General features: G+C 53.2%; 7 protein-coding genes and 6 pseudogenes. 1 reads left to right on the top strand and 12 read right to left on the bottom strand.

Translation table 11 applies throughout. The annotated features are described in order from the left end of the window. Positions 1-72 precede the first annotated feature (72 nt). Both SGP1_RS00060 and SGP1_RS00055 read right to left on the bottom strand, forming a co-directional pair. Positions 73-904, bottom strand: a pseudogene (locus SGP1_RS00060) (IS5 family transposase). A 156-nt stretch (positions 905-1,060) separates the two neighbouring features. Continuing rightward, positions 1,061-1,440: pseudogene (locus tag SGP1_RS00055) on the bottom strand (galactonate dehydratase); the annotation flags it as partial. Between the two features lie 755 nt (positions 1,441-2,195). Here SGP1_RS00055 and SGP1_RS00050 point away from each other — a divergent pair. Then, a complete protein-coding gene (locus SGP1_RS00050; RefSeq protein WP_083764616.1) occupies positions 2,196-3,320 on the top strand; it encodes an IpaD/SipD/SspD family type III secretion system needle tip protein in 1,125 nt (374 codons plus the stop codon). A 124-nt stretch (positions 3,321-3,444) separates the two neighbouring features. Here SGP1_RS00050 and SGP1_RS22765 read toward each other — a convergent pair whose 3' ends face one another. The 10 genes and pseudogenes from SGP1_RS22765 to dnaA all read right to left on the bottom strand — a co-directional run bounded on the left by SGP1_RS22765 (position 3,445) and on the right by dnaA (position 13,857). Next, positions 3,445-3,672 (bottom strand): hypothetical protein, encoded by a 228-nt coding sequence (locus SGP1_RS22765; protein WP_148203304.1) that lies wholly within the window; start codon positions 3,670-3,672, stop codon positions 3,445-3,447. Positions 3,673-3,697: 25 nt separating this feature from the next. Further along, complete coding sequence (locus SGP1_RS00045; protein ID WP_050747263.1) at positions 3,698-4,132, bottom strand: Rpn family recombination-promoting nuclease/putative transposase; 435 nt, start codon at positions 4,130-4,132, stop codon at positions 3,698-3,700. A 155-nt stretch (positions 4,133-4,287) separates the two neighbouring features. Next, positions 4,288-4,898, bottom strand: a pseudogene (locus tag SGP1_RS00040) (2-dehydro-3-deoxy-6-phosphogalactonate aldolase). Beyond that, positions 4,885-5,773: pseudogene (locus SGP1_RS00035) on the bottom strand (2-dehydro-3-deoxygalactonokinase). The pseudogenes SGP1_RS00040 and SGP1_RS00035 overlap by 14 nt, the downstream one beginning before the upstream one ends. Beyond that, positions 5,770-6,473: pseudogene (locus SGP1_RS00030) on the bottom strand (FadR/GntR family transcriptional regulator). The pseudogenes SGP1_RS00035 and SGP1_RS00030 overlap by 4 nt, the downstream one beginning before the upstream one ends. 172 nt (positions 6,474-6,645) lie before the next feature. Further along, a pseudogene (gene yidA / locus SGP1_RS00025) lies at positions 6,646-7,425 on the bottom strand (sugar-phosphatase). A gap of 380 nt (positions 7,426-7,805) precedes the next feature. Then, on the bottom strand, positions 7,806-10,220 hold the full coding sequence (gene gyrB / locus SGP1_RS00020; protein ID WP_011409869.1) for a DNA topoisomerase (ATP-hydrolyzing) subunit B: 2,415 nt from the start codon (positions 10,218-10,220) through the stop codon (positions 7,806-7,808). 18 nt (positions 10,221-10,238) lie between these two features. Further along, entirely contained in the window at positions 10,239-11,333 is a 1,095-nt protein-coding gene (gene recF / locus SGP1_RS00015) for a DNA replication/repair protein RecF (RefSeq protein WP_011409868.1), read from the bottom strand. A 26-nt stretch (positions 11,334-11,359) separates the two neighbouring features. Beyond that, entirely contained in the window at positions 11,360-12,460 is a 1,101-nt protein-coding gene (gene dnaN / locus SGP1_RS00010) for a DNA polymerase III subunit beta (RefSeq protein WP_011409867.1), read from the bottom strand. A 2-nt stretch (positions 12,461-12,462) separates the two neighbouring features. After that, a complete protein-coding gene (dnaA, locus tag SGP1_RS00005) occupies positions 12,463-13,857 on the bottom strand; it encodes a chromosomal replication initiator protein DnaA (RefSeq protein WP_011409866.1) in 1,395 nt (464 codons plus the stop codon).

Here is a 13,857-nt window from a genome sequence, read left to right as displayed (position 1 = left end):
CAATTTCTTCATACCGGCGGCTTTGTTGAATAAATCAGAACTTGTGACTACGCCCCCCTAGCAGATCGATTGTTATGCGATCCGGATGCTGTTCGGCATTCCTAACAGCGTCATTTTGTTAAGCGCTTTGACCATCGCCATTGCCTCACCTACCTGCGCATCATAGTCACGCAGACTTAGATGATCGCCCATAAGCGTTTTGAACCGGAATATCGCTGTTTCAGCCACTGAGCGTCGATGATAGCCCACTTGCTTTTTCCATACATCGTTACTGCCGCTTAGACGCTGATTCACAACGGCGTAGTTACGCTCATGGTATCGGTCTGGCCAATATTGCGCCCCACCTCGTGGAGGAATAAGAGGCCTTATTTTCTTCCTCAGCAGAGCATCATGACAGTAGCGGGTATCGTAAACGCCATCAGCCGACGCTTCCCTGATTTTCCGCTGGGTCAGCTGGTAGGACCTGAGCATCCGTCGTACCGCTGAGCGATAAGTCAGCACAGATAATCTCATGCATTACACTGTCTGCGGCCATATGCAGCTTACGCCACACCCTCCATCTGTCGGCACCATGCTGTCGGACTTTCCATTCGCTTTCGCCAAAGACCTTCAGGCCGGTTCCGTCAATAACTAGAGGTGAGATTTCACCACGGGTCGGCGTTTTTATGCTGATCTTAACTGTCTTTGCTCGCTTGCTGATCAGCGAGTAGTCTGGGTATCTTAGCGGCAGCACCATCAGTTTAAAAATGGCGTCAACGAAGCCCTGTAAAGCCCTTAACGAAAGGCCAAACACGCGTTTCATCATCAGAACAGTGGTGATAGCTATATCTGCGTAGTGAAGCGGCCGGCCACGCCGTTCAGGCGTTGTTTTTTCCGTCCATGCAACAATTGCCGACTCATCCAGCCATATCGTCAGAGTCCCGCGCTGCTTGAGAGCTTTGTTGTAAGTGGACCAGTTGGTTATTTTAAACTTTTGCTTTGCCATGGAGTGCAGATGTTGAAATGACGGTAGTGATCTGAGCAGACGATTACCTAAAAGTTATATTTATTCAACAAAGCCCATACCGGCGATAACATCCGACGAACGGTAGCCACCGACCCAGCTATAGGCTTTAATACGATCGCGCACCAGCCCACCTAACAGCTGATAAACCGGCACACCCAATGCTTTGCCCTTGATATCCCACAGCTCCCGATCAATGCCGGCGATGGCGCTCATCAAAATGGTGCCACCGCGGTAAAGGGTCTGCCAAATGTCGTTAATGCGAGCAGGATCTTGCCGATAACATATTCGCCCAGCTCGTGTACCGCGGCTTCGACGCTCTTCGCGCGGCCTTCAATAACGGGCTCGCCCCAGCCGACACCCCCCTCGTCCGTTTCTATTTTCAGAAACATCCAGCGCGGCGGTAACCGGTAGGTAGTCAGTTTGGTTACTTTCATGGTATGTGATTCCTTATCAAGGCAAAACAATTGGTTGCCGCTGTCGCTAGCGGGGCAAACCTGTCTGTATGCGCCAGAATGTAGTACTATAAATTATTATCGTACTATAACGAAGATCACACTTCAGACAACTCCCACCTGGCAGCATTCCTTTTTTTGCCGGTGGCCGGAGCACGCCTGGGCGGGCATGAACGCTTAAGCCATGCGCCATTATAGGGCGCCCAAAGACCGTTAAGTGTCCAAAAGCTCCCCTGTCCGTTAGACGACATTCTTTCGACGGAAAAAACGGCGCTCACCTCAATGCTAATTTTTAAAGCGTAGCGATACAGCCCAATGACGCTTTTCGTCATTCATCCATCGAGCGGCTTCGTTCTGATAACATCTCGGCTTTGCTAAAAAAATTGCTTTGCGCCTGGCGGCGTAGTTTTGTTGTGAACGGGAACCGACACCGCGGCATTAAAAGCATGCCCCCTATGTTTTAGGGTTAAGAAATGTCGCTGAAGGTGATTATGTTGGTGGCATCGCATGGTTCAAATTAATTATAGAAAATTTTTCCGACCCGGAGTGTAAGAATAATGGCGTCCAGGATCTCTCATCATCAGTCAGTGACTTGTTGTGAAGGAGTGATTAGTGAAATCATATAAAAATCATTAAAAAAAGAATGTTTTTTTATATTTTCCATCGCGAAAAAAGAAGATAATTATTAACATGAATTTTTGGCAACCGGAAAAACCTTTGTTGCATCAGGAGAAACCATGGTAGATACAATTTGCAGGACACACTCTCATATTATACACATGACCTTTTCCCATGCCGACAGCCTACAAAGCGAGGTGGTAAAAAAAGAGCTATTCCAAGAGAATGTTAATGATAATTGTCTCGATCTCATTGATCAACTCGGTCAATTATCAAGTAAACATAGTGACTTGTATCGATTGAAAGCAGGAATAAAGACTTTTAAGCAACTAATGGCAGGGGAACCCGGTTCGCGCGTTCAAGATATCCTTAAAAAGATCGAATTACTCTCCCCTTCTCTAACAAGAATTGATTCATCGGAACCTGACAGTATTGAATCGCTAAAGAGAAGACAAAAAGAATCTGCTAAAGCTGCATCCGAGTTGAGTGAAGCCCTGCAAGGGGAAATACGCAAAGAAAGTTTTATCAGGCAGAAGAACTATAACACCCTAAATCACATAATCGAGGAAGTAAAACAAGAACCAAACCTTGAGGAAGCGTATAATATTTATCTGAAAGATGAGACTCAGCTAACCTATTCGGAATTCTGGGCGTCAATTGCCGCCACGATTGCCTCGATTAAAACAAACTATGTCGACTTTTATTCTTCACTGATGCTGCAATATGCTGATTTCTACCAGGCCTATACCGAGCTACAATCCAAAGCAGCAGGTGCGGTCAGCGAAGGGAAAGACGGTAATTATATCAAGTGGGATAACGATGTAATGGATTCCGCTTTCAAGGAGTTTGAGAATAAAATTGCCAGCTTGAATAACAATCTGGGCACGGTGCCGCAGTGGGACCAGTTAAGCGATACGGAGCATCAGCAGATGGCCGATACGTTAAAGCCCGCGTTTGCTGTCGATATGGAGACCGGCAAAATCACCTTCGATCAATCGGCTCTCTCCGCTTGTCCCAAAAGTCCTTCGGGCGGCAGCGGGAGCGGCAAAAGCGATGTCGATATGGCAAGCTATAATGCCTGGCTGGCAGCGTTTAATTCGATGGGAAATACTTTCCAGAGTAATATGCAATCTTTTGCCCAACGATATACCCAAGCAAATAGCACCTTTGATAACCTGAATAAAGTTCTCAGTAGCTCCATCACGGCGTTACTGGAATGCGCCAAGGCGTTTCTGAGTAACTAATCGATGACAACTCACCTAGGAATCGCAGGCGGGAACGCCCCTGCGATAACAAGGCCAGATCTTGAGCGTCACAACATCAGCGTCACCTCTGGCGTTAATGGCCGGTGACGCACATGGCAATAGCTCAGAAGTCCTGCCGCCCGTTTCCGGCTCTGAACAAGTCGACCAGATTATGGATAATCTTGCAAAAGTGCGCGGGCGGCAGCGACCACTGTGATAATACGCGATTGATATCGTCATCAAGTGCCTGAGGGTCGTTGCCATGCGCATGCTTATCAAGCAACGCAAAGAGTTCATCACGTCGGCTGGAAGGCAACACTTCATGGATCGTCATAGCGCGGATATCGACCAACGGGTACACCTCCATATAAGCCGCTTCACCGAGACCGGGATGCGAAAAGAAATCGGGTAAACGCGTACTTGTAGGCGTTAGCCGGCGTCCGGCCATGATAAAACAGCAACGGTAGCACCACCGGGAATTTACTATTTCCTTGCTCGATGTGCCGCTGCATAATGGTCAAACTGTATCGATACATACGCAACGGCATCATTTTTTCCGGCCGCGATTGCAGATCCTGCACACAATGAATATACCCCTTTCCCCTGACGGTGCTCAGTGAAAACAGCAAATCGGAAAACTGACCACGCAGGGCGTCATCTATAATATGACTGGCCTGCAGGGATAGCGTGGTTAAATCGCAGCATCGCCGAATTGGCGCCGGTAAAAAACCGTCGAGGAAATGCCGAGCGTCGTTAATATTCGCAGCAATAAAGTTGAATAATGAAATAGGCTGTGGCAGTAGCTGCATCATAACGCCTCCCTGGCAAAAGTGACGCAGCATAATAGCCCCTAAAACCAACGAGAAACTATACCCTGTTCTCGTAATTGAGAGGCTATTTTTTTGCGCGCTATCAGGCAGGCTAAGCAACAAGACCCACTAACGCGGACGCACATATCGCTACGCTATCAGCGTCCGGTGGCGGCTTTCCAAGCATAAACGAACGCTTCGGCCTGTTCGGCAGGACGGCTGACCCGCCCGGTAAAGATCGCTGCCCAATCCGGGCACCCACGCAACCTGCTTTGAGATACGCGTGTAAATTCGCCGGCGAGATACCGCCCACGGCAAACACCGGGATCTCAGGCGGCAATACCGCTTTTAACGCCTTGATATAATCAGGGCCAGACACCGACGGGAAAATTTTCAGCGCCTGCGCGCCGGCCTCGATGGCGGTAAAGGCTTTGGTCGCGGTGGCGCATCCCAGTCAAACCTGTAACCCAAAGCCCACCGCGCGGCGAATGACTTCCGCGTTGATATTCGGCGTCACCATCAACGTCGCACAGGTGGCTTGTAATTTCTCTACCTGGACGACGGTCAGCACCGTCCCTGCTCCGATAAGCGCCCGATCGCCGAACGCCGCGACGGCTTTGGTAATGCTTTGTTCCCAATCAGGCGAATTGGTGGGGATTTCCACCGCCTCGAAGCCGACATCAATGAGCACCTGCACATGGGCCAATACCTCATCGAGGGTAATGCCGCGCAAGATGGCAATTAGCGGTAATTTCTCATTCCAAATTATTAACTATGCTCCTTATGCCGGCCTGGAAACAGTCATCGCCATCCAGCAACCGGTGGTTAAGCCCCGCATGGTCCAGAGCCTGTTGATAACGGGCGGCCAGCGATGGGTTGCCGATGACGGCCACGGTTTCCCCTGACTGCAGGCGCCAATCGCGCTGCATCTGCGCCGCTTCATTACCGATGAGAAGACCGGATAGCCATTCACTGACGGCACTGCGGTCGAGCTTGCCCAGCACGTGGGTGGCTCGGATTTCAAACAGACAGCGCAAAATATTGCTTTCGGCAAATCCCTGCTCCATTCCCTGGCGGAACACCGCGCCGTCGGGCTGCTGTTCGGTCAGGCCCACGCCCACAGCGATTGCGTCATTAGCAAATGATGCAGCTCGCCGGTCATGAAGGTACGGAAATCATCAATTACACCATCACGATTGCGGACCCATTTACAATGGGTGCCGGGCATTAAATAAAGACTGGCGGGATGGGTACGATAGGCGCCCAGCAGCTAGGTTTCCTCGCCGCGCATGACATTACAATTGTTGTCGTTCAGAATGCTGATGCCGGGAATAATCCGGATATCCCAGGGCGCCGCCTCATTAACGCGCGTCAATTGACCGGCGATGCCGGTCAGGCTGGTCGGGCAGGAACAAATACGGCACCAGCACCCAGCCGGCGTTGCTGCCCACCATCCCGGCCATGATCACCGGGACGTTATGCTACTCCCACGGCGCAACCACCTCACGGAACACCTGCTCTGCGTCCCCCAAACCGCGTTACCCGGGCCTCAGAACGCGTACTTGCCGCCAGTTCCCCGTTCACATAAAGCCAGGCGCGCAGGTTAGTCGACCCCCAATCAATGGCGATGTAGCTATTGCTCATGTTATATCCTTCAACCGTTGTGTTGAGCTGACGATTATGGTCAAGGCCGCCCGCCTGCTCCGCCGCCTCGCTATCCTGATGGCGGATAGCATCATACAAATTCTGATGTTCTTGCAGTGTGCGGGGCATATTGCCTTCGTCGGGCATATATGTGCGTTCAAATACCGCCCGCTGCAGCGAACTTATCGCGACGCCCAACTGCTGCAGCACCCGGATTGTGCACGGCATTCAGCACCGCCTCGTGAAAGCGGATATCCGCTTCGTTAAACGCATCGTGATTGTTGTGGTTGGTGATCATGCCATTGAGCGCGTCTTCAATGACGGCCAGCTCGCCGGAGGTAGCCCGTTCAGCTGCCCAGCGGGCAATAGTGGGTTCCACCAGATTCCGCACTTCGGTCATGGAGGCGATAAGCCTGGGATCATAATCGCAGGCCAGCACCCACTGCAGCACATCGCTATCCAGGTAATTCCATTTGTTGCGCGCGGTGAAAAACGCACCGCGATAACGAATAATCTCGATGAGCCGCTTAGCGGTCAGCGAACGCAGCACCTCGCGGATAATATTGCGCGACGTACTAAATTCCTCGCATAATTCCGCTTCCGGCGGTAAACCGCTGCCGGGAATATACTTGCCACTGATGATCTGCTGGCCCACTTCATTGATAATTCGTTCAGTTTTGCTAAGAGACTGTTTATTCATCCTTGCTCCGAAGGCCTGGGGAAATAAAAGCGATTCTATCAGTTCCTGAAGGTCTGTCGCACAAGAATGGGGGTATCGGCAAAATCGAACCCAAATTGTAGTACCATTATTATTTATCGTACTACATTATGGATCACACTTTACTACGTTGGCCATCAAAGGTGCGCTAGGTTCAGGCAGGCAATGCCGCCCTATCTGACGGTGCGTCGAGCACGAACTTATGGATAGCCAGCGCGACCCCATCCTCCAAATTGGTCTGGGTGACGAACTGACTGGCGGCCTTGATTTCATCGGTGGCGTTACCCATCGCCACGCCGGTGCCGGCATACTCAATCATCGCCAGGTCGTTGGCCTGATCGCCAAGCGTCATGACCTCTTCGCGGTGCAATCCCAAATGCTCCGCCAGCGCTTTTACCACTGTGCCTTTATTGGCCTGTTTACTCAATAATTCCAGATAGTACGGCGCGCTTTTCATGATGGTATAACGGTCGAACGCTTCCTGCGGAATGCGTTTGATGGCCGCATCCAGAATAGCGGGGTCGTCTATCATCATGACTTTCGGGAAGCGCAGAGAAGCATCCATCTCTGCAGCGGTACGAAACTTGAAAGGCATGCCGGTTAATGAGGCCTCATAGACGGTATAGCGACTGATATCACGATTCGCGATAAAGCGTATTAAAGTCCAGCGCGTGGAAATGTACCTCCAGCTGGCGGGACAAAGCTTCAAGGTAGCGGTAATCGTTGATGTCCAGTACCGTCTAAGAAATACAGGATCCGTCCGCTGCACCATGCACCAGCGCACCGTTATTGGTAATACAGTAATTCCCCTCCAGCTGTAAATCCAGCTCCATCAAATACCGTTCGATACCGATATAGGGCCTGCCGGTCGCCAACGCGACGTACACCCCTTTGCTGCGCGACGCGCTGATAGCGTCTTTCACCGCGGAGTAATTTCGTGCTAATGATTTAACAGCGTCCCGTCCATATCAATTGCAATCAATTTTATCGCCATCGCATCCTCTTGGATTGCGCTACAAGCATAAATCTGATGCCTGCCGCTTGTTTATAACTGCTTCAGGGCAGTGGTCACTTAGCCTATATGACCCGACAACGCTGTCAACCGTTGTTGCGGCGACCAGCCCACTATCTGAGCCTGCGCCAGAGATAATGCCGGATAATGACAAGGAGGGGACATTTCTATTAAGCGACGCGCGGATGTGTCCGGCGGAATATGCAGTGCCGCCGCCGACTGGTGCAGCGCATTGGTCGGTGGAAGCGGGGCAAAAAAAATCCGGGAGGTTAATCCCGGATGATAAAGGTCGGCGCTTGCCGTCAAATATCAATATTGGCGGCTTTCAACGCATTTTCTTCGATAAACGCACGCCGCGGCTCTACCGCATCCCCCATCAGCGTGGTAAACAGCTGATCGGCCGCGATGGCGTCCTTTACCGTGACGCGCAGCATACGGCGGCTGTCCGGGTCCATGGTCGTTTCCCATAGCTGTTCAGGGTTCATCTCGCCCAGACCTTTATAGCGCTGCACCGCCAGGCCACGGCGCGACTCTTTCACCAGCCACTCCAGTGCCTGCTCAAAGCTGGTGACCGGCTGACGGCGTTCACCGCGCTCGATATAGGCATCCGCTTCGATAAGATCGCCCAGCGTTTCGCCAAGCGTCGCCAGTTTGCGATATTCACCGCCGTGAATAAAATCGTAATCCAGCAGGTAATCCGTATCGACGCCATGCGTGCGTACCCGCAGCAGCGGCTCAAACAGCTGGCGTTCGCGATTTTCCTGCACTTTGTAACTGTAGCTGCTGCCGTGCTTCTCATTATCGTTCAGCGCCTGCACCAGTGAGGCGATCCAGCTTGTGACCTGATCCTGCTTGCTCAGCTGCACTTCAGTCAGGGCCGGCTGATAAATCAAGTGGTTAAGCAGCACACGCGGGAAGCGCCGCTCCATGCGGCCTATCATCTTCTGCACGGCGTAATGTTCAGCCACCAGATTTTCCAGCGGCTCGCCGGCCAGCGCCGGGGCATGCGCGTTGGCGTGCAACGTGGCGCCATCCATTGCCAGCGCTATCTGATACTGATCCATAGCCTCATCGTCTTTGATATATTGCTCCTGCTTGCCCTTTTTGACTTTATAAAGCGGCGGCTGAGCGATAAATACATGGCCGAGCTCGATAATTTCCGGCATTTGCCGATAAAAGAAGGTCAACAGCAGGGTGCGGATATGCGAACCATCGACATCGGCATCGGTCATGATAATGATATTGTGATAGCGCAGCTTGTCCGGATTGTATTCGTCGCGGCCGATGCCGCAGCCAAGGGCGGTGATGAGTGTAGCGACTTCCTGAGAAGAGAGCATTTTATCGAAACGGGCTTTTTCGACGTTTAGGATTTTCCCTTTCAACGGCAATATCGCCTGATTTTTACGGTTACGGCCCTGCTTGGCCGAACCGCCGGCGGAGTCACCCTCCACCAGGTAAAGTTCCGACAGCGCCGGATCGCGCTCCTGACAATCCGCCAGCTTGCCCGGCAGGCCGGCCAGATCCAACGCCCCCTTACGGCGGGTCATCTCGCGCGCCTTACGGGCGGCTTCACGGGCGCGGGCGGCGTCGATGATTTTGCCCACCACAATTTTGGCGTCGTTAGGGTTCTCCAGCAGGTATTCCACCAGCCGCTCATTCATCAGCGATTCCACCGCCGATTTCACCTCGGACGAAACCAGTTTGTCCTTGGTTTGGGAAGAGAACTTGGGATCCGGCACCTTGACAGAAACCACGGCGATAAGCCCTTCGCGGGCGTCGTCGCCGGTCGCGCTGACCTTGGCCTTCTTGCTGTAGCCTTCTTTATCCATATAGGAATTCAGCGTGCGGGTCATCGCGGCGCGGAAACCGGCCAGATGGGCACCGCCGTCGCGCTGGGGAATATTATTGGTGAAGCAGTAAATATTTTCCTGGAAACCGTCGTTCCATTGCAGCGCGATTTCCACACCGATGCCGTCTTTTTCGGTAGAAAAATAGAACACATTCGGGTGGATAGGCGTTTTGTTTTTATTCAAATATTCCACGAAGGCCTTGATGCCGCCCTCATAATGAAAGTGATCTTCCTTATCGTTGCGCTTGTCGCGCAGACGGATAGACACGCCGGAGTTCAGAAAGGAGAGTTCCCGCAGCCGCTTGGCCAGGATTTCATATTGAAATTCAGTGTTATTGGTGAAGGTGACAAAGCTCGGCCAGAACCGCACGGTGGTGCCGGTCTGATCGGTTTCGCCCACCACTTCCAGCGGCGATTGGGGCACGCCGGCATGGTAGGTTTGCTGATGCACTTTACCTTCGCGTTTTATCATCAGCTCAAGTTTTTCCGACAGGGCGTTCACCACCGACACGCCGACGCCGTGCAGGCCGCCCGACACCTTATAAGAGTTGTCGTCGAACTTCCCGCCCGCGTGCAGTACGGTCATGATGACTTCGGCGGCGGAGACGCCCTCTTCTTCGTGGATGCCGGTCGGAATGCCGCGACCATCGTCCTGGACGGAAACCGAATTGTCTTCGTGGATCTTGACCACGATTTCTTTACAGTGACCGGCAAGGGCTTCGTCGATAGCGTTGTCCACAACCTCGAATACCATATGATGCAGACCGGTACCATCATCGGTATCGCCGATATACATACCCGGGCGCTTACGCACCGCGTCCAGTCCCTTGAGTACTTTGATACTTGAGGAGTCATAAGAATTCGACATCAATGTTTCCCGCTCATTTTAAACTTCGGATTGGAGGCTTATTTTACCCTGTTCCACCTTGAACATCTTGCCCTTTTCATCGGGAATATCACGGATTTGATCCGCGCTAACCGCGCTGACGAAAACCTGGGCATGGGTGGCTTTCAGACGCTCCGCCAACAGGCGGCGGCGTCCGGTATCCAGTTCGGAGGCGAAGTCATCAATAAGATATAGACATCGCCGGCCGTTCCGGTGGGTAAGGAATTCGCCCTGCGCCAAACGCAGGGCACACATTAATAATTTGAGCTGACCGCGCGAGAGAATGTCCTCCACCGGTACTCCTTCGGCACGGATTCGGAAATCCGCTTTATGGGGGCCTGACGCGGTGTAGGTTAGCGCGCGATCGCGCTCGAACTGGCGTTCCAGCAGCTCGCCGAAATCGCTTTCTTTGTCCCAGCCGCGCTGAAAACTGAAATCGAGGCGAAACTCCGGCAAAAATTGCGCACACGTGGCGGTAATATCCGCCGCAATAGCCGCACTGTAGTCCGCACGCCATTCACTGATTCGGTTCGCCAGCGGAATCAGCTCTTGATCCCAGACGCGCAGCTGTTGATAACGACTGACCTGACGCAGGGCGGCATTTCGCTGTTTCAACAATCGACGCAGATTGCTCCAGGCGGTAAAGAAAGCCGGCTCGTTATGAAAACAGCCCCAGTCCATAAAGGCGCGCCGGTACTTGGGACCGCCATTAAGCAGCGTAAACCCTTCCGGCGTAATCAGCTGCATCGGCAACAGCTGGGCCAATTCCGCCACCTTATGACCATCGCTGCCGTCGATGCGCACCGTGCTGTCGCCCAAACGATTGCGCGAAAGCCCCACCGAGGTTGCGCGCGCATCCACATTGCCTGCCTCAATACGTCCATGCAGCACGAATTCCGGCTGCTCATGGCGAATAACCCGCCCGGATTGCAAACTGCGAAACGCGCGGCCGTGGCCAAGAGTATAAATGGCTTCCAGAACGCTGGTTTTGCCGCTGCCGTTGGCGCCCACCAGAAAGTTGAAATCAGCAGCCAAAGACAAATCGGCGACAGAGATATTACGAAAATCACGAATCATCAGACGCGACAGAGCCATTAACTCACACTACCTTACCACATTGGCTACAGACGCATCGGCATAACGACATAGGCGGCCGCCTGGCTGGCGCTATCTTCAATCTGCACGCTGGACACCCCATCGGTCAGCAGCAGCCGCACTTCCTCGCATTTCAACGCATTCAGCACGTCAAGCACGTAGCTGACATTGAAACCGATTTCCATCTCGCTGCCCTGATAGGTGACATCCAGAATCTCTTCCGCCTCTTCCTGCTCCGGATTGTTGGCGGTAATTTTCAGCTGGTTGGCACTAAGATACAGCCGCACGCCACGAAACTTTTCATTGGAAAGGATCGCGGCCCGGGCGAAGGCCTGTTTAAGCACATCGCAGCCCGCTTCCAGCGTTTTATCGGGATTCTTCGGCAATACGCGGCGATAATCGGGGAAACGGCCGTCAACCAGTTTGGAGGTGAAAATGTAATCACCGACGCTGGCGCGAATGTTGTTGCTGCCGATTTGCAGCTTCACCGGATTTTCGCCGCCGTCCAGCATCCGCACCAGCTCCATGACGCCTTTGCGCGGCACAATGACGGAATGGGACGGCAGCGCCTCGCCGACGGACATGGCGCAGACCGCCAGACGATGCCCGTCGGTGGCCACGGTACGCAGCTCCTCGCCTTCGGTTTCAAACAGCATACCGTTGAGGTAGTAACGCACATCCTGATGGGCCATGGAAAACTGGGTCGATTCAATCAATCGCTTCAGAATAGACTGCGACAGGGTGAACTCCACCTCGCTTTGCCAATCATCCAGATTGGGAAAGTTGGAGGCGGGCAGCGTGGAAAGCGAATAGCGGCTGCGCCCCGAGCGAATCAGCATCCGTTCCCCTTCCAGCGTCACGGCGATCTCCGCCCCTTCCGGCAAGCCGCGGCAAATATCAAAAAACTTGCGCGCCGGCACCGTGGTCGCGCCCGGCTCATGGGCGGCGCTCAGCGCGACCTGCGCGACCATTTCCATTTCCAAATCGGTACCGGTCAGCAGCAAGCGGTCTTCGGACACCTGCAATAGCAGGTTACCCAGAATCGGTAATGTCGGGCGGCCCCCCAATGGGCTACTGACCTGTTGCAGAGGCTTAAGCAGCTGCTCACGTTCAACGATAAATTTCATAGTTAGGAAGATAATGTTCTGATTAAGTTGGAGAAATCTTCTTTAATATCGTGGCTCTCTTCACGCAACTGCTCGATTTTCCGGCAGGCGTGCAGCACCGTCGTATGATCTCGCCCACCGAAAGCATCGCCAATTTCAGGCAGACTATGATTGGTTAATTCTTTCGATAACGCCATCGCCATCTGTCGGGGGCGGGCGACCGAGCGTGAACGCCGCTTGGAGAGTAGATCGGCCACCTTGATTTTATAGTATTCCGCCACGGTTTTCTGGATATTATCGATAGTGACCAGCTTTTCCTGTAGCGCCAGCAAATCCCGCAGCGCTTCGCGCACAAAATCAATGGTAATCGCCCGGCCGGTAAAGTTGGCGTTAGCGATGACGCGATTTAACGCGCCTTCCAGCTCGCGCACGTTGGAACGCAAACGCTTGGCGATGAAAAACGCAACTTCCCCCGGCAGGCGGATCGCGTTCTCGTCGGCTTTCTTCATCAATATCGCCACACGCGTCTCAAGCTCCGGCGGCTCAATCGCCACCGTCAGCCCCCAACCGAAGCGCGACTTCAGCCGGTCCTCCACCCCGTTTATCTCCTTCGGATAGCGGTCGGAGGTCAGGATAATCTGCTGATTACCTTCCAGCAACGCATTAAAGGTATGGAAAAACTCCTCCTGCGAGCGTTCTTTATTAGCAAAAAACTGAATGTCATCGATAAGCAACGCGTCGACCGAACGGTAGTAACGTTTAAATTCCTCTATGGCGTTGTTCTGCAAAGCCTTAACCATATCCTGGACAAAACGCTCGGAATGCATATACACCACTTTGGCATTGGCCTTGCGCGCCATGATGCCGTTGCCCACCGCATGCAGCAAATGGGTCTTGCCCAGCCCGGTGCCGCCATAAAGGAATAGCGGGTTATAAGCGCCGCCCGGATTGTCGGCGACCTGCCGCGCGGCCGCGCGCGCCAGCTGGTTGGACTTACCTTCAACGAAATTGTCAAAGTTATGTTTGGGATTTACATTGGAGCGATAAGAGAGCTCCGGCTGAACCGGGGCGTTATCCCAGCTCGGACGGCTTGGCCGCGGACGGGCAACCGCCGCCTGGGAAGGCGCTTCGCTGGCGTGCTGGCTCGCGGGCTGCAGCACCGCCATCTGCGGCGGCTTGCTGCCCACTTCAAAGCGCAGCAGCGGCGCATCGGTGCCGCAGAAATCATTTAGCAGGCCGTTGATGTTGTTCAAATACTTATCCCGCACCCAATCCAGCACGAACCGGTTAGGGGCGTAAAGCGCCAGAGTGTTGTCACTCAGTTCCGCCTGTAGGGGGCGTATCCACATACTGAATTCTGTGGCAGGTAACTCATCCTGTAACCGGGCAAGACATTGCTGCCAAAGCGAAAGTGACAC

This window comes from Sodalis glossinidius str. 'morsitans', from assembly GCF_000010085.1.
GTDB classification, from domain to species: Bacteria; Pseudomonadota; Gammaproteobacteria; order Enterobacterales; family Enterobacteriaceae; genus Sodalis; species Sodalis glossinidius.
Note: the sequence above shows the minus strand (reverse complement) of the source record. Positions and strands in the feature narration are given on the sequence as shown.

Excerpts from the sequence above, each read along its gene's own strand:
- SGP1_RS00050 (WP_083764616.1), top strand. The coding sequence starts at position 2,196 with ATGGTAGATACAATTTGCAGGACACACTCTCATATTATACACATGACC.
- SGP1_RS00045 (WP_050747263.1), bottom strand. The coding sequence starts at position 4,132 with ATGATGCAGCTACTGCCACAGCCTATTTCATTATTCAACTTTATTGCT.
- gyrB (WP_011409869.1), bottom strand. The coding sequence starts at position 10,220 with ATGTCGAATTCTTATGACTCCTCAAGTATCAAAGTACTCAAGGGACTG.
- recF (WP_011409868.1), bottom strand. The coding sequence starts at position 11,333 with ATGGCTCTGTCGCGTCTGATGATTCGTGATTTTCGTAATATCTCTGTC.
- dnaN (WP_011409867.1), bottom strand. The coding sequence starts at position 12,460 with ATGAAATTTATCGTTGAACGTGAGCAGCTGCTTAAGCCTCTGCAACAG.